The organism is Pseudomonas baetica (genome assembly GCF_002813455.1).
GTDB lineage: Bacteria > Pseudomonadota > Gammaproteobacteria > Pseudomonadales > Pseudomonadaceae > Aquipseudomonas > Aquipseudomonas baetica.
In genome coordinates, this window is the sequence record NZ_PHHE01000001.1 from 4,091,262 (window position 1) to 4,116,612 (window position 25,351).

General features: G+C 59.0%; 22 protein-coding genes. 6 read left to right on the forward strand and 16 right to left on the reverse strand.

What is annotated here, in order from left to right:
• Window positions 1-57 precede the first annotated feature (57 nt).
• The 3 genes from rpoD to rpsU all read right to left on the reverse strand — a co-directional run bounded on the left by rpoD (window position 58) and on the right by rpsU (window position 4,638).
• Window positions 58-1,905: an RNA polymerase sigma factor RpoD gene (gene rpoD / locus ATI02_RS18780; protein ID WP_100847046.1), complete on the reverse strand. Its 1,848-nt coding sequence runs from the start codon at window positions 1,903-1,905 to the stop codon at window positions 58-60.
• Between the two features lie 67 nt (window positions 1,906-1,972).
• Window positions 1,973-3,937, reverse strand: coding sequence for a DNA primase (dnaG, locus tag ATI02_RS18790; protein ID WP_100847047.1), 1,965 nt, complete (start codon window positions 3,935-3,937; stop codon window positions 1,973-1,975).
• A gap of 485 nt (window positions 3,938-4,422) precedes the next feature.
• Complete coding sequence (rpsU, locus tag ATI02_RS18795) at window positions 4,423-4,638, reverse strand: 30S ribosomal protein S21 (RefSeq protein ID WP_002551877.1); 216 nt, start codon at window positions 4,636-4,638, stop codon at window positions 4,423-4,425.
• A 199-nt stretch (window positions 4,639-4,837) separates the two neighbouring features.
• Between rpsU and tsaD the strand changes: the two genes are divergently transcribed.
• A complete protein-coding gene (gene tsaD, locus ATI02_RS18800) occupies window positions 4,838-5,863 on the forward strand; it encodes a tRNA (adenosine(37)-N6)-threonylcarbamoyltransferase complex transferase subunit TsaD (RefSeq protein WP_095189511.1) in 1,026 nt (341 codons plus the stop codon).
• 23 nt (window positions 5,864-5,886) lie between these two features.
• On the opposite strand, the gene plsY is transcribed toward tsaD, so the two are convergent.
• The gene (gene plsY, locus ATI02_RS18805; RefSeq protein WP_095189510.1) at window positions 5,887-6,456 is read right to left on the reverse strand and encodes a glycerol-3-phosphate 1-O-acyltransferase PlsY; all 570 of its coding nucleotides are present in this window, start codon (window positions 6,454-6,456) and stop codon (window positions 5,887-5,889) included.
• A gap of 74 nt (window positions 6,457-6,530) precedes the next feature.
• Here plsY and folB point away from each other — a divergent pair, with 74 nt between their 5' ends.
• Window positions 6,531-6,887: a dihydroneopterin aldolase gene (gene folB / locus ATI02_RS18810; RefSeq protein WP_064599849.1), complete on the forward strand. Its 357-nt coding sequence runs from the start codon at window positions 6,531-6,533 to the stop codon at window positions 6,885-6,887.
• Complete coding sequence (gene folK, locus ATI02_RS18815) at window positions 6,878-7,396, forward strand: 2-amino-4-hydroxy-6-hydroxymethyldihydropteridine diphosphokinase (RefSeq protein WP_095189509.1); 519 nt, start codon at window positions 6,878-6,880, stop codon at window positions 7,394-7,396. The genes folB and folK overlap by 10 nt, the downstream gene beginning before the upstream one ends.
• Window positions 7,397-7,480: 84 nt before the next feature.
• On the opposite strand, the gene ATI02_RS18820 is transcribed toward folK, so the two are convergent.
• The 11 genes from ATI02_RS18820 to ATI02_RS18870 all read right to left on the reverse strand — a co-directional run bounded on the left by ATI02_RS18820 (window position 7,481) and on the right by ATI02_RS18870 (window position 21,567).
• Complete coding sequence (locus ATI02_RS18820) at window positions 7,481-8,722, reverse strand: multifunctional CCA addition/repair protein (protein ID WP_100847048.1); 1,242 nt, start codon at window positions 8,720-8,722, stop codon at window positions 7,481-7,483.
• Between the two features lie 63 nt (window positions 8,723-8,785).
• The gene (locus ATI02_RS18825) at window positions 8,786-10,348 is read right to left on the reverse strand and encodes a SpoVR family protein (RefSeq protein ID WP_095189507.1); all 1,563 of its coding nucleotides are present in this window, start codon (window positions 10,346-10,348) and stop codon (window positions 8,786-8,788) included.
• Window positions 10,345-11,616, reverse strand: a complete 1,272-nt coding sequence (locus ATI02_RS18830) for a YeaH/YhbH family protein (protein ID WP_100847049.1) — start codon at window positions 11,614-11,616, stop codon at window positions 10,345-10,347. Before ATI02_RS18830 ends, ATI02_RS18825 begins: the two co-directional genes overlap by 4 nt.
• Window positions 11,617-11,736: 120 nt before the next feature.
• On the reverse strand, window positions 11,737-13,659 hold the full coding sequence (locus tag ATI02_RS18835) for a PrkA family serine protein kinase (protein ID WP_007910115.1): 1,923 nt from the start codon (window positions 13,657-13,659) through the stop codon (window positions 11,737-11,739).
• Window positions 13,660-13,956: 297 nt separating this feature from the next.
• Window positions 13,957-14,286, reverse strand: a complete 330-nt coding sequence (gene glpE, locus ATI02_RS18840; RefSeq protein WP_016983139.1) for a thiosulfate sulfurtransferase GlpE — start codon at window positions 14,284-14,286, stop codon at window positions 13,957-13,959.
• 33 nt (window positions 14,287-14,319) lie between these two features.
• Entirely contained in the window at window positions 14,320-15,201 is an 882-nt protein-coding gene (locus ATI02_RS18845) for a symmetrical bis(5'-nucleosyl)-tetraphosphatase (RefSeq protein WP_100847050.1), read from the reverse strand.
• The gene (gene apaG / locus ATI02_RS18850; protein WP_095189504.1) at window positions 15,201-15,581 is read right to left on the reverse strand and encodes a Co2+/Mg2+ efflux facilitator ApaG/CorD; all 381 of its coding nucleotides are present in this window, start codon (window positions 15,579-15,581) and stop codon (window positions 15,201-15,203) included. Before apaG ends, ATI02_RS18845 begins: the two co-directional genes overlap by 1 nt.
• 113 nt (window positions 15,582-15,694) lie before the next feature.
• A complete protein-coding gene (rsmA, locus tag ATI02_RS18855) occupies window positions 15,695-16,513 on the reverse strand; it encodes a 16S rRNA (adenine(1518)-N(6)/adenine(1519)-N(6))-dimethyltransferase RsmA (protein WP_095189503.1) in 819 nt (272 codons plus the stop codon).
• Entirely contained in the window at window positions 16,510-17,499 is a 990-nt protein-coding gene (gene pdxA, locus ATI02_RS18860; RefSeq protein WP_100847051.1) for a 4-hydroxythreonine-4-phosphate dehydrogenase PdxA, read from the reverse strand. Before pdxA ends, rsmA begins: the two co-directional genes overlap by 4 nt.
• Window positions 17,496-18,812 carry a peptidylprolyl isomerase SurA gene (gene surA, locus ATI02_RS18865; RefSeq protein ID WP_141233109.1) on the reverse strand — a complete coding sequence of 439 codons (1,317 nt, stop codon included), beginning with the start codon at window positions 18,810-18,812 and terminating at the stop codon, window positions 17,496-17,498. Before surA ends, pdxA begins: the two co-directional genes overlap by 4 nt.
• Window positions 18,793-21,567, reverse strand: a complete 2,775-nt coding sequence (locus ATI02_RS18870) for an LPS-assembly protein LptD (protein WP_100847052.1) — start codon at window positions 21,565-21,567, stop codon at window positions 18,793-18,795. The genes surA and ATI02_RS18870 overlap by 20 nt, the downstream gene beginning before the upstream one ends.
• A 130-nt stretch (window positions 21,568-21,697) precedes the next feature.
• On the opposite strand from ATI02_RS18870, the gene ATI02_RS18875 reads away from it, so the two are divergent.
• From ATI02_RS18875 to ATI02_RS18885, 3 genes are read left to right on the forward strand one after another with little or no spacing between them, the layout of a single operon-like run.
• On the forward strand, window positions 21,698-22,717 hold the full coding sequence (locus tag ATI02_RS18875) for an aminoglycoside phosphotransferase family protein (protein ID WP_100847053.1): 1,020 nt from the start codon (window positions 21,698-21,700) through the stop codon (window positions 22,715-22,717).
• Window positions 22,714-23,385 carry an N-acetylmuramate alpha-1-phosphate uridylyltransferase MurU gene (murU, locus tag ATI02_RS18880; RefSeq protein ID WP_100847054.1) on the forward strand — a complete coding sequence of 224 codons (672 nt, stop codon included), beginning with the start codon at window positions 22,714-22,716 and terminating at the stop codon, window positions 23,383-23,385. The genes ATI02_RS18875 and murU overlap by 4 nt, the downstream gene beginning before the upstream one ends.
• 1 nt (window position 23,386) lies before the next feature.
• Window positions 23,387-24,154 carry a TerB family tellurite resistance protein gene (locus ATI02_RS18885; protein ID WP_100847055.1) on the forward strand — a complete coding sequence of 256 codons (768 nt, stop codon included), beginning with the start codon at window positions 23,387-23,389 and terminating at the stop codon, window positions 24,152-24,154.
• A 136-nt stretch (window positions 24,155-24,290) separates the two neighbouring features.
• On the opposite strand, the gene ATI02_RS18890 is transcribed toward ATI02_RS18885, so the two are convergent.
• Window positions 24,291-25,280: an alpha/beta hydrolase family protein gene (locus ATI02_RS18890; protein WP_095189497.1), complete on the reverse strand. Its 990-nt coding sequence runs from the start codon at window positions 25,278-25,280 to the stop codon at window positions 24,291-24,293.
• Window positions 25,281-25,351 lie beyond the last annotated feature (71 nt).

Below are 25,351 nucleotides of genomic sequence, written 5' to 3' on the forward strand. Positions count from 1 at the left end.
CGGGGATTTAATCTGCCCTAAAAACAAAACCCCCGGCCTGGGCCGGGGGTTCTGGTATCACTCGTCGAGGAAGGAGCGCAAATGCTCGCTTCGCGTCGGGTGGCGCAGCTTGCGCAGCGCCTTGGCTTCGATCTGACGGATCCGCTCACGCGTTACGTCAAACTGTTTGCCCACTTCTTCGAGCGTATGGTCGGTGTTCATGTCGATACCGAAACGCATGCGCAGTACTTTGGCTTCACGGGCAGTGAGGCCGGACAGCACTTCGCGAGTCGCTTCTTTCAGGCTCTCAACAGTGGCGACATCGATTGGCGACTGCATGGTCGAGTCTTCGATGAAGTCACCCAGATGGGAGTCTTCGTCATCACCAATCGGGGTTTCCATGGAGATCGGCTCTTTAGCGATCTTCAATACCTTGCGGATCTTGTCCTCAGGCATTTCCATGCGTTCGCCCAGCTCTTCCGGGGTCGGTTCGCGACCCATTTCCTGCAACATCTGCCGGGAAATACGGTTGAGCTTGTTGATCGTCTCGATCATGTGCACCGGAATACGGATGGTGCGGGCCTGGTCGGCGATCGAGCGAGTGATCGCCTGACGGATCCACCAGGTGGCATAAGTCGAGAACTTGTAACCACGACGGTATTCGAACTTGTCGACCGCTTTCATCAGGCCGATGTTGCCTTCCTGGATCAGATCGAGGAATTGCAGGCCGCGGTTGGTGTACTTCTTGGCGATCGAGATCACCAGACGCAAGTTCGCTTCAACCATCTCTTTCTTCGCGCGGCGGGCCTTGGCCTCACCGATCGACATGCGACGGTTGATGTCCTTGATTTCAGCAATGGTCAAACCGGTTTCGGTTTCCAGCGCCGTCAGCTTCTGCTGGCAACGGATGATATCCGGCTGAACACGGCCGATGGCTTCGGCGTATTTGCTCTTGCCTTTGGCCAGGGCGTCGGACCAGCTTTCGTCGACTTCGTTGCCCGGGAACTGGCGCAGGAAGTCGGCGCGTGGCATACGTGCATCACGTACACACAGTTGCATGATCGCGCGCTCTTGCTGACGCAGACGATCCAGGGCACTGCGAACACGCTCGACCAGGCCTTCGAATTGCTTCGGTACCAGTTTGATCGGCATGAACAGCTCGGCCAGTGCCAACAACTCGGCAATCGCTGCCTTGTTGCTGCGACCGTGCTTCTTCAGCGCCTTGCGGGTGATTTCCATCTGATCGGACACAGCGCCAAAGCGCTGGGCAGCGATAACCGGATCCGGACCGCTTTCGGCTTCTTCTTCGTCATCGGAAGATTCGGCTTCGTCGTCGTCCTCGGCGTCGTCAGCCTTGGCGGCTTTCGGATCGACCGGCGGCGGCACTTCTGCCGCAGGTGGCGCAATGCCGTCGTCCGGGTCGATATAACCGCTCAGGACGTCGGACAGGCGACCACCTTCGGTGGTGACGCGAGTGTACTCGGAGAGGATGTGGTCTACCGTGCCAGGGAAGTGCGCGATTGCGCTCATCACTTCACGGATGCCCTCTTCGATACGCTTGGCGATTTCAATTTCGCCTTCACGAGTCAGAAGCTCGACTGTACCCATTTCACGCATGTACATGCGCACAGGGTCAGTAGTGCGACCGATATCGGTCTCCACCGCTGCCAACGCGGCTGCTGCTTCTTCCGCAGCGGCCTCATCGGTATCGGCGTCGGCCAACATAAGGGCGTCCGCATCCGGAGCACTCTCGTGTACGGGGATCCCCATGTCGTTAATCATGCGGATGATGTCTTCCACCTGCTCAGGATCTGAAATATCCTCGGGCAGGTGGTCGTTGACCTCGGCGTAAGTCAGATACTTCTGCTCACGGCCCAGTTTGATCAACTCAATAATACGAGACTGCTGTTGCGCTTTTCCGGACATAACACCCTATCCACTGAAGGTCTTGGCGGGCAAAAAACAAGCCGAGGATTATACCTGAGCTATGACCTCACGCGCCAGTTGAGGTCGGGTTTGATGCGGAAACATTGCGACTTAGTAGGTCGCGCAGTTGATTTTTCTCTTCGATGCTCAATTCGCTTTGACGCGCTTTTCTGAGCAACTGTTCCAGATTTCGCTCGCGTTGGCGGGCTGACAAGCTAGTAATGGTGTCGAAAAACTGTTGTTCAAGGTTATCTCCGTCAATCAGCCATTCCTTTTCTGCCAGCGCCTTGAGCAAACGCCCCTGTTCAGTGCCGTGCCATCGCGCGATCAACTGAAATGAGTTTAGCTTGGGATTCTTCTGTACGGCTTCGAGCAGCGCCACAAGCAACTGGGCATTGGTCTGATTTTCGTCCGCAATGTGCCCGGCGTCCTCGACGCGTTCGGCCAACTGCGGGTGATGAAGCAGTGTGCGCAGGGCGGTCAGGGTTGGCGACTCGACGCCAATCGGCGTTCGCGGGCGTTGCTGATCGCGATCGCCGCCACGCTTGCCGTTCTTGTCCCAGGGCTTCTTGTCCCACTTTTTGCCGCCGGCGCCGGGTTTCTTCGGCGTCCATTCCTGCTGCGGCACGTACATGTCCTGTGCCTGCGGCTGATGGTAGTTGCTGTAGTCCGGCATTGCGTCGTAATCGATGCCCGGATCATAGGCGGGTGGCGCTTCCTGCGGCGCGCTTTGTGCGAGCTGACTGACGGTTTCGCTGCTCAGGCCAGTGATTTCGGTCAGGCGCTGACGCATCAGGATGCGCAGGTTGGCGCCCGGCACTTTGTCGATCAGCGGTGCGGCGAGGGTGGCCATGTGTGCCTTGCCTTCGAGCGAGCGCGGATCGGCTTCCTCGGTCAGTTGCTGGAAGAAATAATCCGCCAGCGGCTGCGCATGCTGATTGATGCGGGCCTTGAAAGCGTCGGTGCCTTCGGCGCGAACCAAGGTGTCCGGGTCTTCGCCCTCGGGCAGGAACAGGAATCGCGCACGGCGCCCGTCTTGCAGGCATGGAAGTGTTGCCTCCAGCGCGCGCCAGGCGGCGTTGCGTCCGGCCTGGTCGCCGTCGAAGCAGAACAAAACGTTCGGTACGACCCGGAACAGGCGTTTCAAGTGTTCTTCGCTGGTCGCCGTGCCCAGCGTTGCGACGGCATTACGCAATCCTTGCTGGGCAAGGGCGATGACGTCCATATAGCCCTCGACGACGATGATTTCGTCGAGGTTGCGGTTGTTCTTGCGAGCTTCATAAAGGCCGTAGAGTTCCTGGCCTTTATGGAAAACCGGGGTTTCCGGCGAGTTCAGGTACTTCGGCTTGTCGTCGCCGAGTACTCGGCCACCGAAAGCGATGATGCGCCCACGCGTATCGCGGATCGGGAACATCACGCGATCGCGGAAGCGGTCATAGCGTTTGCCGGTTTCGGCGTTCTCGATCAGCAGGCCGGCGTCGATCATGGCCTTCTGTTGCAAAGTATCGCTGCTCAAATGCTTGAACAGGTTGTCCCAGCCGGGTGGTGCAAAGCCGAGGCCGAAATCCCGGGCGATCTCGCCGGTCAGACCGCGGCCCTTAAGATAGTCCACGGCGGCTTTGCGCGATGGGTGGCTCTTGAGTGCCTGCCGGTAAAAGTCGGCAGCGGCGGTGAGCAGCGGATACAGCGGCGAATCGGTCGGCTGCCGCGGTTTGTGCGAGCGGCCGCTTTCTTCGCGAGGGATTTCCATGCCGGCGGCTTTCGCCAGATCTTCGACTGCCTGGGGGAAATCCAGGTTGTCGTGATCCATGAGGAAGCCGAGGGCGTTGCCGCCGGCGCCGCAGCCGAAGCAGTAATAGAACTGCTTGTCGGGACTGACACTGAAGGATGGGGTTTTTTCTTTGTGAAACGGGCAGCAGGCCGTGTAGTTCTTGCCGGCTTTTTTCAATTGCACACGCGAGCTGACCACGTCGACGATGTCGGTGCGGTTCAGGAGGTCGTCAATAAAGCTCTGGGGAATCAGCCCGGCCATCGCGTTCTCGTCGTCTGCGCTGTAATGAGTCCGATGCGAAGGGCTGCCGGACGCGGGTCGTTGTTTGAAGCACGCAAAATTTGCGGCTCGACCGGTGTCGTCTGCGTAATCGCTGTCGGGAAGTGTATCTGCCGAAAATCCACTGACGTTAGTACCAATCAGTCTTCGACTATTTGAAAGTGTTGCGCTGAATCCGCTGACGGCCGGTTAATGGCCTCGGATAGCTCAATAAAGCGGGCACGCATGCAGGTGCCTTGGGCTGATCGTCGTGAGAGGAATCAGTGGGTGTGCTCGTCAGTAGCCTTGAAAGACTCGTCAGAAAAGACGTGCACCGCTGGCAAAAGAGCCAGGTCTGACGCGTGAAGCAGATTTGTCTTGGTCGCATCTGCGGCTTCGACGGTGAAGCATCAAGCGTTTTACGCAAATGCCATTAGCCCGGCTGAGAGCCGGGCTTAGGCAAGAAGCTTGCTACGAACGTCTGTGTATTAGTACAGACGAACGGCGCGGCGCTGTTCGCGCTGAACTTTCTTGGCGTGACGCTTAACAGCGGCTGCTGCTTTGCGCTTACGCTCAGAAGTTGGCTTCTCGTAAAATTCGCGGCTACGAACTTCAGCCAGTACACCGGCTTTTTCGCAGGAGCGCTTGAAACGACGCAGAGCTACGTCGAAGGGTTCGTTCTCTTTAACTTTGACGGCTGGCATCCAGAGCTACCTTCATTCATTACCGGGGTCAACATCCTCGCGGCAAAAGAGCACTTGAAGACGTCGGTTTTTAAGGGTTGCGGATGTTAACCCCTCATCGCTCGGAATGCAAAGCCTCTGATCGAAAACCGCTGGTCGGGGGATCACGCGGGGACTATTATGCGCGCCTTCGAATTCAGCCTAAACAAGGCGCAAACCCATGCTAGTACTGGGATTAGAAACCTCCTGCGACGAGACCGGCGTCGCATTATATGACAGTGAGCGCGGTCTGCTTGCCGACGCGCTGTTCAGTCAGATCGACCTGCATCGTGTGTATGGCGGTGTGGTGCCGGAGCTGGCCTCGCGTGACCACGTCAAACGTATGCTGCCCTTGATTCGTCAGGTGTTGGCCGAAGCCGACTGTGTGCCGACCGAGATCGACGCGATCGCCTACACCGCGGGTCCTGGCCTGGTGGGCGCGCTGTTGGTCGGTGCTTCCTGCGCTCAGGCGCTGGCATTTGCCTGGGGCATTCCGGCGCTCGGCGTACATCACATGGAAGGCCATTTGCTGGCGCCGATGCTGGAGCCCACACCGCCACAATTCCCGTTCGTCGCTTTGTTGGTCTCCGGCGGTCATACGCAGCTGGTTCAGGTTGATGGCATCGGCCAATACACGCTGCTCGGCGAGACCCTCGACGACGCGGCCGGTGAAGCTTTCGACAAGACTGCGAAGATGATGGGCCTCAATTACCCCGGCGGGCCGGAAATCGCCAAACTCGCGGAGAAGGGCGTCGCAGGACGTTTCACTTTTCCGCGTCCGATGTGTGATCGCCCGGGGCTGGAATTCAGCTTCAGCGGTCTGAAGACCTCGGCGCTCAACACCTGGCAGCAGCGCATCAGCGCCGGGGACGACAACGAGCAAGCCCGTTGCGACATCGCGCTGGCGTTCCAGCAGGCCGTGGTGGAGACTTTGACCATCAAGTGCAAGCGGGCCCTGAAACAGGCGGGCATGAAGCGTCTGGTCATCGCAGGCGGCGTCAGCGCCAACAAGGCTTTGCGTGTTTCGCTGGAGAAAATGCTCAGCGACATGCAGGGCGATGTGTTTTACGCCCGTCCCGAGTTCTGCACCGACAACGGTGCGATGATTGCGTTTGCCGGTTGCCAGCGTTTGCAGGCCGGTCAGCAGGAAAGTCTGGCGATCAGCGTGCAGGCGCGCTGGCCGATGGAGCAGTTGTCGGCCCTGTGATGAACGGCGCTCACGAGCGGTATTTAAAAATGCCGTTCGCGCCCGGCAAACAGGTCGCGTAGATTGCCGCGATGGCGCCAGACGATCAGCAGCGTCAGCGCGCTCATCGGCAACAGCGCCTCTGGCTCCTGCCACGCAAGTAACGGCAGGGTCAGCGGCGTGGCAATCAGCGCCGCCAGCGAGCTGGTACGGGTCAGGTAGAACGTCAGCAGCCAGGCGCACACCGCCAGCAGCGCAGCAGGTGGATACAGGCCCAGCAACATGCCGGCTGCGGTGGCGACACCTTTGCCGCCGCGAAAGCGGAAGTACACCGGGAACAGGTGACCGATCACGGCACACACGCCGATCCACGCCTGATCCTGCAGCGATAGACCGACAGCCGATGCGATCAGTACCGGCAGCAGGCCTTTGCATAGATCACCCAGCAGGGTCAGGATCGCCAGTTTGCGGCCGGCCAGGCGCAGCATGTTGGTGGCGCCGGCATTGCCCGAGCCACTCATTCGCGGATCCGGATTTCCGGTCAGGCGGCTGAGCAAAATGGCGAAGGACAGCGAGCCGAGCAGGTAGGCGAGAGTCGCCAGTAACCAAAACATGCTAACTATTCCGGGCGAGGACGCCCTGATTCTAACGGCGCATTGCGCCCTTGTCGTGCAGCGGAGAAAAGTGCTTGGACAGAGTGTTTATCGAGGGCCTGGAAGTTGACACCGTGATCGGTGCCTACGACTGGGAGCGCGGCATCCGACAGTGTCTGCGACTTGATCTGAGCTTCGCCTGGGATAATCGCCCGGCCGCCGCCGGTGATGACCTGACCCTGGCGCTCGATTACGCCAGCGTTTCCACGCGCATCCAGGCCTTTGCCGAGCAATCTCAGTATCAGTTGGTCGAGACCTTCGCCGAGCGCCTGGTCGAGGTGCTGATGAGCGAATTCAAGATCACTTGGGTGCGCCTGAAGCTGACCAAGCCCGGCGCAGTACCGGCCGCCAAGGGCGGTGTGGGAGTGGAGATCGAGCGCGGATGTCGCTGACTCAGGTGTATCTCGGGTTTGGTAGCAATATCGAGCGCGAAACCCATTTGCGCGCCGGTCTTGAAGCATTGGCGACGTTTCTGGTGGATATCCGCTGTTCGGCGGTTTTCGAGAGTCAGCCAGTGGGAATCAAGAGCGGGCTTTTCTTCAACTTTGTGGTGTCGGCCTATACCGATCTGCCGTTGATGGAGCTGGATCGTCGCTTGAAGCTCATCGAGGCGGATAACGGTCGCTATGCACCGGATCGCAAGGGCTTGCCGCTGGATATCGACGTGCTGCTGTACGGAGATCTGGTGGGCAATTTCGACGGATTGGTTCTGCCGCGGGCAGAAATCCTGAAAAATGCCTTTGTGTTGTGGCCGCTGTCGCTGATTGCGCCGGATCGCGTGCATCCGGGTGTGGGAAAAAGCTTCGCCACGCTGTGGGCTGAGGCGAAGATTGATCAGGTGTTGGCGCCGGTGGGGTTTGAGTGGCGGGGCGAGCAGCTCACGTCTTCGGATTTGCGTTGAATTGACTGGCGCCTTCGCGAGCAAGCCCGCTCTCACAGGGGAATGCATTCCAAAATGTGGGAGCGGGCTTGCTCGCGAAGCTTTTCACGCAGACGCCGCGTCTTTGTAAGCCTTCAACGCCTTCAGTCGTTCACGCTTGAGCGCTTCGCCTAGCTCCGGCCCCTTGAACCCCTTCTCCAGCAACGGTTGCGCCGCCACGCCGCGGGCCACATTGGCCGCGCCACGCAGGTAATCCGCCTGTGGGTAACTTCTCTGCTCAAGCCCTTTGCGCCCCCTTGCGTCCATCTCGCATGCGGCAACGAACTCCTCAAAGCGCTGCGGTCGGCGATACACATCGAAGCTCTGCAGCAGCTCCAGCAAAGTCGAAGCTTTCAGCTCCAGGGCGCGATGTCCATGGGTGTGGTACTGACCGACCAGCAATGCCAACTCCTGACAGTCCTTCGGTACCTTGAAGCGCTCATTGACCGCTTTGATCGGCTTTAACCCTTTGTGCTCGTGGGCGATATGTCGCGGCCATTCTGCTTCCGGGGTCAGGCCCTTGCCGAGGTCGTGCAGCAGACAAGCCCAGCGCACGGTCAGCGGCTGTTTGTGCAGCGCTGCTTGCTCCAGCACGCTGAGAGTGTGGATGCCGCTGTCGATTTCCGGGTGGTGTATTTCTGGCTGCGGCACGCCGAACAGCACATCGACTTCGGGCATCAACTCTTTCAAAGCGCCGCAATCGCGCAGCACCTGAATGAATACCTGCGGGTGATCTTCCATCAACGCCTTGGATATTTCTTTCCAGCTGCGTTCTGCCGTCAGCGCTTGCAGCTCGCCGGATTCGCTGAGCTGTCGCATCAACTCCAGGGTTTCGCAGGCAACTGTAAAACCAAGCCCGGCATAGCGGGCAGCAAAGCGGGCAACGCGTAATACACGCAAAGGATCTTCGGCGAATGCCGGGGATACGTGGCGCAGAATTCGATCTTCGAGATCGCGCTGACCGTTATACGGGTCGATCAGATGCTGGTAACTTTCATCATCTTCGGCGACGGCCATGGCGTTAATGGTCAGATCGCGGCGGATCAGGTCCTCTTCAAGCGTGACCTCAGGGCTGGCGTGAAAAGTAAACCCGCCGTAACCGCGCCCGCTCTTGCGCTCGGTGCGGGCGAGGGCATATTCCTCACCGGTTTTTGGGTGAAGAAATACCGGGAAGTCTGCACCGATCGCGCGGTAACCCAGACCGAGCATCTTTTCTGCCGTCGTGCCGACCACTACCCGATCAATATCGGTGACCGGTTTGCCCAGCAAACGATCGCGTACCGCGCCGCCGACCTTATAAATCTGCATAAAAAACCTCCATTAGCCCGACAGGATAACCCTTGCGTCGCGCTTTCGGAGGCCGAAACGGGATCAAAGATGAATGACGGCCAAGTCGAGCCGACCGTAATCGCCTTCGCTGTGCTCACTGCGTGGCGGTACGTGATGGGTTTTCATGATCTGGTCGCCTTGCAGGGTTTCCAGATGAATGTCGAAGCCCCACAAGCGATGCAGGTGTTTGAGCACCTCTTCGGTGGAGTCGCCCAGAGGCTTGCGATCGTGTTGCTGGTGGCGCAAGGTCAGTGAGCGATCACCGCGACGATCGATGCTGTATATCTGCACGTTTGGCTCGCGATTGCCGAGGTTGTATTGCGCGGCCAGGGTTTCGCGGATGATTCGATAACCGGTTTCGTCATGGATCGCCGGTACCAGCAGATCGTCCTTCTGGTCATCATCGAGGATGCTGAACAGCTTCAGATCGCGGATCACTTTCGGTGACAGATACTGCAGGATAAAACTCTCGTCCTTGAAGCTGCTCATGGCGAACTTGATGCTCGACAGCCAATCGGTCCCGGCAATATCCGGAAACCAGTGACGGTCTTCCTCAGTGGGTTCTTCGCACATGCGCCGGATGTCACGGTACATGGCAAAGCCCAGCGCATAGGGGTTGATGCCGCTGTAGTAGGGGCTGTCGAAACCGGGCTGGAACACCACGCTGGTGTGCGACGTCAGGAACTCCATCATGAAACCGTCGGTGACCAGGCCTTCGTCGTACAGGTCATTCATCAGCGTGTAGTGCCAGAATGTCGCCCAGCCTTCGTTCATCACTTGAGTCTGACGTTGTGGATAAAAGTACTGCGCGATCTTGCGCACGATCCGCACGATCTCGCGCTGCCAAGGCTCTAGCAGTGGTGCGTGCTTCTCGATGAAGTACAGAATGTTTTCCTGCGGCTCGGCCGGGAAGCGCGCGTTGTCCTTGTCGCTGTACTTGTCCGCGCCTTTGGGGATGGTGCGCCATAGATCGTTGATCTGCTTTTGCAGGTGTTCTTCACGATCCTTCTGCCGCCGCCGTTCCTCCTCGGCGGAAATCGGGTACGGACGTTTGTAGCGGTCAACGCCGTAGTTCATCAGCGCATGACAGGAGTCCAGCAAGTCTTCCACCGCATCGATGCCGTGGCGCTCCTCGCATTGCATGATGTACTGCTTGGCGAACACCAGGTAATCAATGATCGAGCTGGCGTCGGTCCAGGTGCGGAACAGGTAATTGCCCTTGAAGAAACTGTTGTGACCGTAGCACGCGTGAGCCACCACCAGCGCCTGCATGCAGATGGTGTTTTCTTCCATCAGGTAGGCAATGCACGGATCGGAGTTGATCACGATCTCGTACGCCAGGCCCATCTGTCCGCGGCTGTAGGATTTTTCCGTGCTGAGGAAGTGCTTACCGTAGGACCAGTGGTGGTAACCCAGCGGCATGCCCACCGAGGCATACGCGTCCATCATCTGCTCGGCGGTGATCACTTCGATCTGGTTGGGATAGGTGTCCAGCGCATAGCCGGCCGCGATACGGGCGATTTCGCGGTCGTAGGTCTGGATCAGCTCGAATGTCCATTCGGAGCCGGTGGAAATGGGTTGGCGCTTCTGCTCTTTGGCGGTCATGTCACTAACCTGCGCTGGAAGAGTTCACGGAAGACCGGATAGATATCCCCGGCCGAGACCAGCTGCTGCTGGGCAAACGTGTCGGAAAAGGCTTCGGCGATGCGTTCGTATTCGTACCACAAGGCCTGATGTTCGCGCGGGGTGATCTCCACGTAAGTGTAGTACTGCACAAACGGCATGATCTGGTTGATCAGGATGTCGCGGCAGATCGGCGAGTCGTCGTTCCAGTTGTCACCGTCGGAAGCCTGCGCCGCGTAAATGTTCCACTCGTTGCTCGGGTAACGCTCGGCCATGATCTCCTGCATCAGTTTCAGGGCGCTGGAAACGATGGTGCCGCCGGTTTCCCGTGAGTAGAAAAACTCCTCTTCGTCGACTTCCCGAGCGCTGGTGTGATGGCGGATGAACACGACGTCGATCTTGTCGTAGTTCCGTTTCAGAAACAGGTACAACAGGATGAAAAAGCGTTTGGCGATGTCCTTGGTCGCCTGGGTCATCGAGCCGGAGACGTCCATCAGGCAAAACATCACGGCTTTCGAACTGGGGTTCGGCTGCTTGATCAGCAGGTTGTATTTGAGGTCGAAAGTGTCGAGGAACGGCACGCGATGAATACGTGCACTGAGTTTCTCGATTTCCGCCTCGAGTTCCTGAATATCGCCGAAGTTGTCCGGTTCTTCGCGTCTCAGGCGCTCAAGTTCCGCCTTGGCTTCACGCAGTTTTGCCCGGCTGCTGCCCGACAAGGCAATGCGCCTTGCATGGGCCGAGCGAAGGGTGCGGATGATGTTGATCCGCGACGGGTTGCCTTCGTTGCTGATCCCGGCCCGCACGGTTTTGAAGGTGTCGGTGCCGCTCAGATTGCGTTTGACCAGGTTTGGCAGTTCGAGGTCTTCGAACATGAATTCGAGGAATTCTTCCTGAGTGATCTGGAAGACGAATTCGTCCATGCCCTCGCCGGAGTTGCCGGCCTTGCCCGGGCCGCGTCCGCCACCGCCTCCCGGCGGGCGGGCGATGTGTTCGCCGGCGGTGAATTCCTTGTTACCCGGATGCACCACGGTCTGCTTGCCGCCACGGCCGTGGTGAAGCACCGGTTCGTCGATGTCGCGACCGGGAATGCTGATCTGTTCGCCGTGTTCCATATCAGTGATGGAGCGCCGGCTGACTGCCTCTTCGACAGCCTTCTTGATGTGATCACGGTAACGCCGCAGGAAACGCTGGCGGTTCACCGTGCTCTTGTTCTTGCCATTGAGACGTCGGTCGATCACATAGCTCATACGTGGCCCTCCGGGCAGCTTCAAGTTGTGAGCTGCGCGCTGCAAGAACAAACAGCGACCCTGCTTTCAAGGTTCACGCGTTTTGTTCTTGCCGCTCGCAGCTTGAAGCTTGTAGCTGTTTTACTGCGATTTCCGGACCCGTAGGTACCATTCGGACAGCAGACGTACCTGTTTGTCGGTGTAGCCGCGTTCGACCATTCGAGTGACGAAGTCGTTGTGCTTCTGTTGATCCTCTTTGCTGGCCTTGGCATTGAAGCTGATGACTGGCAGCAGATCTTCGGTGTTCGAGAACATTTTCTTCTCGATGACCACCCGCAGTTTTTCGTAGCTGAGCCAGGTCGGGTTTTTGCCGTTGTTGTTGGCCCGTGCGCGCAGTACGAAGTTGACGATTTCGTTGCGGAAATCCTTCGGATTGCTGATGCCCGCCGGTTTTTCGATTTTCTCCAGTTCTTCGTTCAGGGCGACGCGGTTGAGGATCTCGCCGGTTTCCGGATCGCGGTATTCCTGATCCTGAATCCAGAAGTCCGCGTACAGCACGTAGCGGTCGAAGATGTTCTGGCCGTACTCGCTGTAAGACTCGAGATACGCGGTCTGGATTTCCTTGCCGATGAATTCGATATAACGCGGGGCCAGGTATTCCTTCAGGTAGCGCAGATAACGTTCACGGGTTTCGGCCTGGAACTGTTCCTGTTCGATCTGTTGTTCCAGCACATACAGCAGATGCACCGGGTTGGCGGCGATTTCGTGCGGATCGAAGTTGAACACCTTGGACAGGATCTTGAACGCAAAGCGGGTCGAAAGACCGTTCATGCCTTCGTCGACACCGGCCGAGTCGCGGTATTCCTGGATTGATTTGGCTTTCGGATCGGTGTCCTTGAGATTTTCGCCGTCGTACACGCGCATCTTCGAATAGATGTTGGAGTTTTCCGGCTCTTTGAGGCGTGACAGTACGGTGAACTGCGCCAGCATCTTCAAGGTGTCCGGCGCGCAATGGGCCTTGGCCAGGGAGCTGTTGAACAGCAGTTTGTCGTAGATCTTCACCTCATCGCTCACGCGCAGGCAGTACGGCACTTTGACGATGTAGATCCGGTCGATGAAGGCTTCGTTGTTCTTGTTGTTGCGGAAGGTGTGCCACTCCGATTCGTTGGAGTGGGCCAGCAGAATCCCGGTGAACGGAATCGCGCCGAGGCCTTCGGTACTGTTGTAGTTGCCTTCCTGAGTGGCGGTCAGCAGTGGGTGCAGCACCTTGATCGGTGCCTTGAACATTTCGACGAATTCCATCAGACCCTGGTTGGCGCGGCACAGCGCACCGGAGTAGCTGTAGGCGTCGGCGTCGTTCTGTGGGTATTCCTCGAGTTTGCGGATGTCGACCTTGCCGACCAGAGCGGAGATGTCCTGGTTGTTCTCGTCGCCAGGTTCGGTCTTGGCCACGGCGATCTGGTTGAGGATCGACGGGTACAGTTTGACCACGCGGAACTGACTGATGTCGCCGCCGAATTCGGCCAGGCGTTTGGTCGCCCATGGCGACATGATGGTGTTCAGGTAGCGCCGCGGGATGCCAAAGTCTTCCTCAAGGATCGCGCCATCTTCGGTGGCGTTGAACAGACCCAGCGGGGACTCGAACACCGGCGAGCCCTTGATCGCATAGAACGGCACTTTCTCGATCAGCTGTTTGAGCTTCTCGGCCAGGGACGACTTACCGCCGCCGACCGGGCCAAGCAGGTAAAGGATCTGTTTCTTCTCTTCCAGGCCTTGGGCGGCGTGGCGGAAATACGACACGATCTGGTCGATGCATTCTTCCATCCCGTGGAAGTCTTCAAAGGCCGGGTAGCGACGAATCACCTTGTTGGAGAAGATGCGCGACAGCCTCGAGTTGGTCGAGGTGTCGAGCAACTCTGGCTCACCGATGGCCAGCAGTAGACGCTCGGCGGCGGAAACGTAGGCGCTGCGATCCTTTTTGCACAGTTCCAGATACTCCTGCAGCGAGAGTTCTTCCTGGCGTGTGGACTCGAAGCGTTGTTGGAAGTGGCTAAAGATACTCATGACGTCACCTCGCTCGATACGTGGAGCCGACGCCGGATCACTCAGTCGCTGCTGGCAAACAACTGCTGTGGCAGCTGTTTGTTTACCCCCCAGAACACTTTCACGACCGACAATCGTGAAAGTCACTCCCGATGACCCGTGCGCCGGTGTACCGGCTCTCCCCTGTTTTGGATGGCCTGGGCTTAAGGATAGTTGGGAATTCGCGAGGTAAAGGCGAGATACGTAATTATGTGTGGCAGACCGTTCGTCTGCCGCGCGCAGGCCCACGGGAGCCGGGGCCTGCGCATGACAAAAAAATTATTCGGCGGTGCCTTGCGCAGTTTCCGCAGGATAAGTCGTACGCCACAGCTCGAAGCCGCCGTCCATGCTGTAGACGTCAGAAAAGCCTTGGCTTATCAGGTAGGCTGCGGCGCCCTGGCTGGAGTTGCCGTGATAGCAGACGACCACCGTCGGCGCATCGAGGTCGGCGCCTTGAATGAAAGCGTGCAGCGAATGGTTGTCCAGGTGCTTCGAGCCACTGATGTGCAGGGCGGCAAAAGTCGCAGGGTCGCGGACGTCGACCACCACTGCACCTTGCTCACGCAGGGCCTGGGCCTGTTCCGGGGGGATTCGTTTGAATTCGCTCATGGCGGGTTCCTGTTGCTCGGCTGAACGCCCAGTTTAACGCGGGGCGCTGACTGGGGCGGTTTCGGGGATAAGTGGTGCGACTGATGAGGCAAGCTCGCCGTGTTCGTCGCATTTGCACGACACGCGCTCGCCGCTGTCGACGTTCATCAGGGTCAGGCTGCCGCCCCAGACACAACCGGTGTCCAGCGCCGAGATGCCAGGCTCCTGGATATTGCCTTCCAGCGCCGCCCAGTGGCCGAAGATAATTCTCAGGCCGCGGGTCTTGCGCTCCTTGTGCTGGAACCACGGTTTGTAACCGGGCGGCGCGGTATCGAGGCCTTCCTTGCTCTTGAGGTCGAGCTTGCCTTCGGCGGTGCAGAAGCGCATGCGCGTGAAATAGTTGGTGATGACGCGCAGGCGGCTTACACCCTTGAGATCGTTGTCCCATTTCGACGGCTCATTGCCATACATGCCATCAAGGAAGGCTGGATACAGATGGTCATCACGCAGCGCGGTTTCAACTTCGGCGGCGCACTTCAGGGCACGACGCAGCGACCATTGCGGTGGAATACCCGCATGCGCCATGGCGACATCGCGCTGCTCGTCGTAGTGCATCAGCTTCTGCTGACGCAGCCATTCCAACAGTTCAGGAGCATCCGGCGCCTCAATGATCTCGCGCAGTGTGTCGGACTTCTTCAAGCGTTCGATGTGTTTGCTGGCCGCCAGCAAGTGCAAGTCGTGATTGCCGAGCACGCAGACCAGCGATTCACGCATGCCATAAAGGAAGCGCAGGGTCTCCAGTGACTGCGGGCCGCGGTTAACCAGATCGCCAACCAGCCAGAGCTGATCGAGCTTCGGGTCGAAAGCGACCTGCTTGAGCAGGCACTTGAGCGGCTCGAGGCAGCCTTGCAAGTCGCCTACAGCATACGTCGCCATCAGTGCAAGGCTCCGGGGACGGCAAGGCGAAAGGGCTTAATGATGGCGTCGAAATGCTTGCCGTCGTCGGCGACCATTTCGTAGGTGCCCTGCATGGTGCCGACCTTGGTGGTCATCACCGTGCCGCTGCTGTAGGTGTGGCTTTTGCCCACCTCGATCAACGGTTGCTGGCCGACCACGCCTGCGCCGCGAACTTCTTCTTTATGCCCGTCACCGTCGGTGATCACCCAGTGCCGCGACATCAGTCGGGCGGGCATCTGGCCATTGTTCTCTACGGTGATGGTATAGGCGAAGGCGAAGCGGTCGTGCTCGGGTTGCGATTGGTCTGCCAGATAGTGGGTTACGACGCTGACATCGACCTGGTAACGGGAATCGGACATGCAAGAGGCCTTAAACGAAGCGGAACGCGGGGCGTAGCTGATGGGGAATCAGTCTAGGCAAGTATCGGGCAGTAAACCAGAGTGGCGTCCTGCCCGATAGCGTTCATCGCCGGTCAGTCGACGGCGGGGGAGGCCGGGACTTGTACAGCGAGCTGGTCGGCCAGGCGCACGAAGGCGGCCAGATCCAGTTGCTCCGGACGCAAGCTGCCATCAACTCCGGCCGCTTCGATCTCGGCATTGCTGAGCAATTGCTTGAGTGTGTTGCGCAAGGTTTTGCGGCGCTGGTTGAAGGCTTCGCGGACGACGCGCTCCAGCAATTTGTGATCCTTGGCCGGGTGCGGCAGCACGGCGTGGGGCACCAGGCGCACGATCGCCGAATCAACCTTTGGCGGCGGATTGAATGCACCCGGGCCGACGTTGAACAGGTGTTCCACGCGGCAATGGTACTGGACCATGATCGACAGGCGACCCCAGTCACCGCCACCCGGGCCTGCGGCCAGACGCTCGACCACTTCCTTCTGCAACATGAAATGCATGTCGCGAATGATGCCGGCGTTGTTCAGCAGGTGGAAGATCAGTGGCGTCGAGATGTTGTACGGCAGGTTGCCGACGACGCGCAGGCTGTTTGGCGCAGCGTTGAGCGTATTGAAGTCGAACTTCAGTGCATCACCCTGATGCAGGTTGAAGTTGCTCTTGCCGGCAAACTGCTGGTTGAGGATCGGGATCAGGTCCTTGTCCAGTTCCACTACGTCGAGTTGCGCGCCGGAGTTGAGCAGGCCGGCGGTCAGCGCACCCTGACCCGGGCCGATTTCCAGCAAGCGGTCTTCGGATTTGGCACTGATGGAGCGCAGGATGCGGTCGATGACGCCGGCATCGTGCAGGAAGTTCTGGCCAAAGCGCTTGCGCGCCTTGTGTTGGTATTGCTCGGTCATAAACGGGTCTCGGCCATCTGGTAGGCGGTTTCCAGGGCGACTTGCAGGCTGCCGGTGTCGATTTTGCCGCTGCCGGCCAGATCCAGGGCGGTGCCATGATCGACCGAAGTGCGGATGATCGGCAGGCCGAGGGTCACGTTGACGGCGGCGCCGAAGCCTTTGTACTTCAGCACGGGCAGGCCCTGGTCGTGGTACATCGCCAGCACTGCGTCGCAGTGCTCCAGATATTTGGGGGTAAACAGAGTGTCGGCAGGCAGCGGGCCACGAAGGTCCATGCCCTCACCGCGCAGGCGCTCTAATGTTGGTTCGATGATGTCGATTTCTTCATGGCCCAGGTGTCCGCCTTCACCGGCGTGCGGGTTGAGTCCGCACACAAGTATGCGTGGCTGGGCGATGCCGAATTTTTCTTGCAGGTCGGCGTGCAGAATCCGCGTGACCCGCTCCAGCCGCTCCGGTGTGATTGCATCGGCAATCTCGCGCAGGGGCAGGTGAGTGGTGACCAGTGCCACGCGCAAACCGCGTGTGGCAAGCATCATCACCACTTGTGCGGTGTGGGTCAGGTCGGCGAGAAATTCCGTATGTCCGGAGAACGCGATGCCCGACTCATTGATCACGCCTTTGTGTACTGGCGCGGTGATCATCCCGGCGAAATCGCCGTTCAGGCAGCCGTTGCCGGCGCGGGTCAGGGTTTCGAGGACGAAAGCGGCATTGGCCTTGTCCAGTTGCCCGGCGACTACGGGGGCGCTGAGCGGTGTATCCCAGACGTAAAGGCTGTTTGCCGGCGCCGGAGCGTCCGGCCAGTGATCCGGCCCGACCTCCAGCAGGTTGACGGTCAGCCCCAGTTGCGCGGCCCGCTCAAGGAGCAGGTCGCGGCTGGTGATGGCGATCAGGGGATGTGGCTGGGCTTGCGAGGCGAGCAGCAGGCACAGGTCGGGACCGATGCCGGCTGGTTCGCCGGGTGTCAGCGCGAAACGCTGGGGTTTCACTGCGCTGCCTGGTCTGCACCAGGGAGTTTGATCTCTACGTACGCTTCGTCACGGATCTGACGCAGCCAGGTTTGCAGCTCTTCATCGTATTTGCGGTTACGCAGTACGGTCATGGCTTGCTGCTCGCGAGCCTGTTCGGTGCTGTCCGTGGCGCGACGGCCAAGGACTTCCAGAACGTGCCAGCCGTATTGAGTCTGGAACGGCTTGGACAGCTGACCTTGTGGGGTCTTGGCCATCACTTCGCGGAACTCCGGCACCAGTACGTTCGGGTCGATCCAGTTCAGGTCGCCGCCGTTAAGCGCGGAGCCCGGGTCTTCGGAGTAACTTTTTGCCAAAGTGGCGAAATCTTCACCCGCCACGATGCGCTCATACAACGACTGAACCAAGGCTTTGGTCTTGGCTTCGTCGCGGATCGGGCTCGGCTTGACCAGGATGTGGCGCACATGCACTTCATCACGGGTCTGGGCTTCGCCGCCGCGCTTGGCCAACAGCTTCAGGATGATGAAACCGCCTGGAGTGCGTGCCGGTTGAGTCACGTCGCCAACGGCCATGCTGCTCAGCTCGCGATCGAACGGCGGTGGCAATTGAGCGGCTTTACGCCAGCCCATGTCGCCGCCTTCCAGTGCGTTGTCGCTGGCGGATTTGGCCACGGCCAACTGACCGAAGTCAGCGCCTTGCTTAAGCTGCTGGTAAACCTCCATGGCCTGACGCGCGGCGTTCTGAATCGCTTCAGAGTTGGCGCTTTCCGGGGTCGGGATCAGGATGTTGGCCAGGTGCAGCTCTTCTGACAATTGCATCTTGCCCAGGTCGGAAGCGAGGAAGTTCTTCACTTCCTGCTCGGACACCTGAATGCGTTCGGCCACTCGGCGCTGACGAACACGGCTGATGACCATCTCGCGGCGGATCTGGTCGCGGGCGTCGTCATAAGACAGGCCGTCGCGAGCCAGAGCAGCGCGGAACTGATCCACGCTCATGTTGTTGCGCTGGGCGATGGTGCCAACCGCCTGGTTCAGCTCTTCATCGGTGATGCGGATACCAGAACGTTCGCCGATCTGCAGTTGCAGGTTTTCGACGATCAGGCGCTCAAGCACCTGTTGGTCCAGCACGCCCGGAGGCGGCAGACCGCCCCCGCGCTTGGCGATGGTCTGCTGAACTTCATGGACGCGTTGATCCAGTTGGCTCTGCATGACCACGTCGTTGTCGACGATCGCTACCACTTTATCGATGGACTGTACTGCGGCGTTCGCCGCAGTACCCAGGAACAGCGCGCCCAGCATCAGCGGGCGCAGACAATCAGAAAGCTTGGTCTTCACGTTCACGATAACCTTGAATGCCTTTGTCGAGGAAGCTCTCTACCTTGGCGCCAGTGAGGCCACCGAGTCCCTTCAGAACAATTTGGAGGAAGACGCCGTGGTCGCCTTTTTCGTTTTCCGGGGCGTTCTGACTGAATTCGTCATAGCTGACCCAGTAACGGTTGATCAGGCGCAGTTTCCAGCAGCAGTTGTCGTATTCGAAACCACCGAAGGCTTCCAGCGTACGGTTGCGGTTGTAGTCGTACTGCCAGCGGCTGATTGCGTTCCATTGTGGAACGATCGGCCAGATGACCGAGAAGTCATGCTGCTGGATCTTGTAGTAGTCCTTCACGTAACCAGGCTGGCCTGGAGTACCGTAATCACCACCGCCCACCGACCATTTACCGGTGTTCTGGTCGTAACGAACCTGGTCGTTGCGATAGCGATAGCCGGCGTTGATAACCTTGTTCGGGTTGTCTTCAGGCTGGTAGTGGAACATCGCACTGCCGGAGCGTGGGCTGCGGCTGTCCGGGTCCCAGTTGTAGTCGGCAGTGGTGCGCCAATCGCGGTTCCAGCGGTATTCGTATTCCAATGCGTACGGCGAAACGTTGGATTTCGCGTCGTCACGATCATTGAAGGCGATACCCGGTAGTTGAACCTTGCGATCCTTGAAGTACAACGCCTGGCCTACGCTGATGCGTTGACGTTCAAAGCCGTTATCTTCGATCCAGCGGCTGGTCACGCCCAGCGACAGCTTGTTCTCGTCACCGACACGGTCGGAGCCGGAGAAACGGTTGTCACGGAACAGCGAGGAGTAGTTGAACGTGGTTTCGCTGGTGTCGAATACCGGGATATCGGTCTGGTCTTTCTCAGGTACATAGAGATAGAACAGCCGTGGTTCCAGAGTCTGGCGGTAATTTTTGCCAAAGTACGACGTGTTGCGGTCGAAGTACAGGCCGCTGTCGATGCTGGCGATCGGCACGCCGCGATTCTGGTTGCGACTGTAATTTTCACCCGCCAACAAGCTGGATTTGCCTCGCTGATCGAGATCCAGATCGTATTGGGTGTATTGATACTTGAGCGAAGGCTTTAGGAAGCCATAGGTCCAGTTCATCGGCAGGCTGACACCTGGCTTCAGGTTCAGACGATTGCCGTTTGCACGTGCTAAGCCTAATACGTTGGTGTCGAGTCGATCTGCGGTAGTACCGTCTTCGTTAGTGAATTGGCCTTTGAGCAAATCACGCTCGAACCGCACAACCTCGGTCTCGTAATCGAAATTCAAACCTTCCGGGTGGTACGGCAGCTGACCATTGAAGGTGATCTGCGGCAGACGGCCATACGGTGTGATGTTCGAAACAGTAGCCAATTGGTACTGCTGAGCATTCAAGCGAGCCGTGTAGCTGTCACCACGGTAGGTAACCGAGCCCTGTTGATTGACGTAGTCGCTGGATTTCACGCCAATCTGATCGGTTTGCAGATCCTGGAAATAATACGGATCGCTGATCTTGGTGTAATCAACCTGGGTGAACACACGGGAGTCGAGACCGCCTTTGTGCTGCCAGTTGTACATGTAGCGGGTTTTTTCGTAGTCGGTCTGCTTGCTGCGATCGGTGTTGTCATCGTTCAGGTACGCAGCGCCGAACTGTCCTTCGCTGGACTTGGTCAGGTAACGGAACTCGCCTTCCACCAACATGCCACGCTTGCTCATGTAACGCGGGTACAACGTGGCGTCGTAGTTAGGCGCCAGGTTGAAGTAGTACGGCGTGACCAGCATGAAGCCGGTGTCGCTGCCGCTGCCGATGGTCGGCGGCAGGAAGCCCGACTGGCGACGATCATCGATCGGGAAATAGATATACGGCGTGTAAAGAATCGGAATGTCTTTTACGCGCAGTGTCACGTTGGTCGCGGTACCGAAGCCGGTCGCCGGGTTCAAGGTGATGTTGTTGCCCTTGAGCTGCCAGGCGTTGCTGTTCGGTTCGCACGTGGTGTACGTGCCGTCCTTGAGACGGATGATCGCGTTTTCGGCACGCTTGGCGTACAGCGCGTTACCGCGGATGCGCGACTTGTGCATCACGTATTCGGCGTTATCGACCTTGGCTTCACCGGTGTCGAGCTGCACATCGGCATGGTCGCCGACGATCAACGCGCCGTTGTCACGGATGCGCACATCGCCATTGAGTTCGGCGCGGCTCTCGGCCTGGTACAGGCTGGCCTCGTCGGACTCGACCTGCATGCTGCCCTGACGCAGGACAACATCACCGGCCAGGGTGCCAACTTGATCATCGGTGTTATAGCGCGAAGCTTTTGCGCCGATAAAGGTCGGTGCATCGCTTTTATTCGTCTTGTCATTCATGCCAGGACGAGTCGGCTCGATGTAGGCACCCGAGCAATACGGACCGGTTTCAGCCAATTGGGCGGCGGTGAGTTTCTCGCGCGGAACCCAGTCGAGGTGACTGAAGTCTTCGCTACGGGATTTCAGGCCGCGGCCTTTGGCCTCGGTGACCAGTGCGGGCTTGGCGCCTGTTTCGGCAACCGAACCGTTTTCGCGCGGGGCGTCGCCGGTGGCGCTGACGGCACTGCCGTCATGCACTGGACGTGGCGGCAATGCAGCCGCCGGCGTCTTGGGCGAACAGTCCCAGGCACCCGTAGCCGAGACGGAGCAGTCATACTGCTCGGCGGCGACAACGAATTGACTGGCCAGAGGTTGCATAGCCAGCAGACTGCCGGTTACCAACAACGGAAATTTTTTACGAAACGCGGGGGATTTCAATGCCATCTTATTAGTCCGGGCTTCCTGCGTGCCATCTGCCCGCGGTGTGGGCCGCACGCCTCTCGATGGTCTGAAAAAGATGCTGGATAATAAAGCATGACCCGCTTGACGGCTAGCGCCGTCGGAGACCCTTGCAATGCCTGACCAAGATGTACGCTTGCAACACCTGAAAGTTTGGCTCGATGAGCAGTTGGCAATCCTGTTTGCAGATCAGGGCTGGGGCGCCGTGCCCCCGGCCACGTTGACCGCGGCCAGTAGCGACGCGAGTTTCCGCCGTTACTTCCGTTGGGAAGGCGCGGGTCGCAGCTTCGTCGTAATGGATGCACCACCCCCCCAGGAAAACTGCAAACCGTTCGTGGATATCGCCTTTTTGCTGGCGAAATCCGGAATAAATGTGCCGAAAATTTATGCCGAAGACCTCGAGCGCGGCTTTCTTTTGCTCAATGACCTGGGCAACAAGACCTATCTGGAGGTGATCGATGGCGAAAATGCCGACGCATTGTTCAGCGATGCCTTGCAGGCGCTGTTGGCTTTTCAGCAGTTGCCAATGGTCGCGCCATTACCAAGTTACGACGTTGCCTTGCTGCGCCGCGAGCTGGAATTGTTCCCCGAGTGGTACGTGAAGCGTGAACTGGGCGTCGAACTCGATTCCACCCAAAAGCAACAGTGGCAGCACATCAGCGACTTGCTGATCGACAGCGCTCTGGCCCAGCCGAAAGTGCTGGTGCACCGCGACTACATGCCGCGCAATCTGATGCTCAGCGAGCCGAACCCTGGCGTGCTGGATTTTCAGGATGCGGTCTACGGCCCGGTGACCTACGACGTGACCTGTCTATTCAAGGACGCTTTCCTCAGTTGGCCGGAAGAACGCGTACGCGGTTGGCTGGAAAGCTACTGGCAGCAAGCCTCGGCACTCAACATTCCGGTGCAGCCAGATTTTGAAGACTTCCTGCGCGCCAGCGATTTGATGGGTGTGCAGCGTCACCTGAAAGTCATCGGCATCTTCGCGCGCATCTGCCATCGCGATGGCAAGCCGCGTTACCTCGCCGACGTGCCGCGCTTCTTCTCCTATATAGAAGCAGTGATCGCCCGTCGTCCTGAACTGGCCGAACTGCAAGCGCTGTTCACCAGCCTGCGTGCTGGAGCGACGGCATGAAAGCAATGATTCTGGCGGCAGGCAAAGGCGAGCGCATGCGCCCGCTGACCCTGACTACGCCCAAACCGCTGGTGCGTGCCGGCGGTGTGCCGTTAATCGAATACCACCTGCGCGCCCTCGCGGCGGCGGGTTTCAATGAAGTCGTGATCAACCACGCCTGGCTCGGTCAGCAGATCGAGGATTACCTGGGTGACGGATCGCAGTTTGGCCTGAGCATTCAGTACTCGCCGGAAGGCGAGCCGCTGGAAACCGGCGGCGGGATTTTCCGTGCGTTGCCGTTGCTTGGCGACGATGCTTTCCTGGTGGTGAACGGCGACATCTGGACCGACTACGACTTCAGCGTGTTGCATCAACCGATCAACGGTCTGGCGCATCTGGTGCTGGCGGATAATCCGGCGCATCACCCGACAGGGGATTTTTCTTTGGTCGACGGTCAGGTCATCGACGGCCAGCCGACTGCCGCGACCCTGACCTACAGCGGTATCGCCGTGATCCATCCGCAACTGTTCGACGGCTGCGCGGACGGTGCCTTCAAGCTGGCACCGCTGCTGCGCAAAGCCATGGCGGACAGGCAGGTGACGGGCGAGCGTCTGAAAGGCCATTGGGTGGATGTCGGTACGCATGAGCGTCTGGCCGAAGCTGAAACCTTGATAGAAGCGAGTCGCTGACATGTTGTGGCCAGGGACTCTGATTGGAGCCGGAGCGGGTTTTGCGATTGCCAGCATTCCGGGGGCCATGCTTGGGGCTTTGTTGGGGCAGGCGCTGGATCGGCGCCTGCATTTGCAAAGCTTTGGACATCTGCGCGAGAAACTCGGTGGTCGACCGATGCTGCGCAACGATGAATTGTTGTTCGTGTTGCTCGGGCGTCTGGCCAAGAGTGACGGACGTGTGACCGATGGGCATATCCAGCAGGCGCGTAACGAAATGCGCGCGCTGGAAATGAGCGAACCGGCGACGCGCCGGGCGATTGCCGCGTTCAATCGCGGCAAGTCCGGTGGCGATAATCTGCGCGGGTATCTGCGCCGTCTGAGTGCGCAGCCGCATGCGGCCGAAGGCGTTTTGCGAGCCTGTTGGCGGATGGTCTGGGCCGATGGCCGGGCCGGGGTCAGCGAGCGGGAGTTGTTGGCGCAGTGGGGTAAATGGCTGGGCTGGACGACGCAGCAGGTGCAGGCACTGGCCAGTGATTATGAGCCCGGAAAACGGCCTATCGTCAGTGCGGCGGTCAGTTATCAGGAGGCGATGTGCCTGCTCGGCGTGTCGGCGAGCAGCGAGCCGGCGCAGATCAAACGGGCTTACCGACGTCTGCTCAGCCGTCATCATCCGGACAAGATTGCCGGCAGCGGGGCGACGCCGTTACAGGTGCGAGAGGCGACCGAGAAAACGCGGGATTTGCACACTGCCTACACGTTGATTCGAGAGCGGCGGGATTTTCGTTAGCTTTTAGTTCTGTGTCGTCGACACTGGCCTCTTCGCGAGCAAGCCCGCTCCCACATTCGATCGCATTCCATCTGAAGGAACGCGGTCAACTGTGGAAGCGGGCTTGCTCGCGAAAGGGGGCGAATCGGTCTGACGATCAGTCGGTGTTCTGTGGATTCAACCAGCCACGCACGCGACGGAGCAGTTGTTCCTGCTCGGCCTTGTTATCTGGCAACGCATTGAGCGCCACCTGGCTGAATGCCGAGGTCTTCAAACGCTTGCTCGCCTGCATACGCTCCAGCGCTGCATTGCGGTCCAGCGGTTTGTCCATGTAGAAAATATCAGCCGTCGGCAGCTTCAGCGTCGGGGTCAGCTCCGCCAGTGGCGGTTTGGCCTTGGCCGGAGCCTGCGCGTCGACCATGACAAATTTCTCCACCTGCGCCGTTTGTCGCTCGCTCAAAAAACGCGCAGCCCAATAAGCGCCGGTGCCGTGACCGAGCACAACGATGCGCCGCGCACTTTGCTGTTCGGCGTAGGCAATAGCCGCATCGATCCGCGCGAAGATGCGCTCGGCATCGGCGTTGGATTGTTCCTCGGTCGTTTCGGCAACCACCTGATCGGCGACTTCGGCTTCACCGCCAGCGGCTTGTTCGATCGGCTGTGCGGTCGTGGAATCCTTGCTGCCACTTTCGGGCGCTTTCGGCGCAGCCTCGGCTGCGACCACGCGCGGTGCGATGGTGTCGCTCTGCAGATCGGGCAGGGTGATACTCAGGCTGCTCCATTCGGCGTCCGGCAATTTGCGCCGCAACGGGCCGATTGCCTGAGGCCAGTCAGCCGTTTCACCGGCGCCCGGGACGATGATCACCGCGCCTTTGGGCTCGGCGGTGTTGGCCGGTTTCCACAGGGCGAGGAACGTTTCGCTGCCAGCCTGTAACTGTTGCTGTTCTTGCGCAGGGATTTTACGTTCCAGTGCCGCAGCCTCTTCCTGACTACGCTCAAGCAGTGGCTGGCGTTCGGCCGGTTTTTCTTCAGCGGATTTTTCCGCAGCGCCAGCAGGTGCTGAATCAGCCGCGTTGACGGAAAACGCACAGGGCAGGATCAGCGACAGGCACAATGCTGGCATTGCCAGGCGGTAAACAGAAGGCATCGGTTATTCCAGGCCAGATAGTATTCCGCCAGCCTAATGGGTTGGTCAGAATTTGTCAGTGTATGAGACTT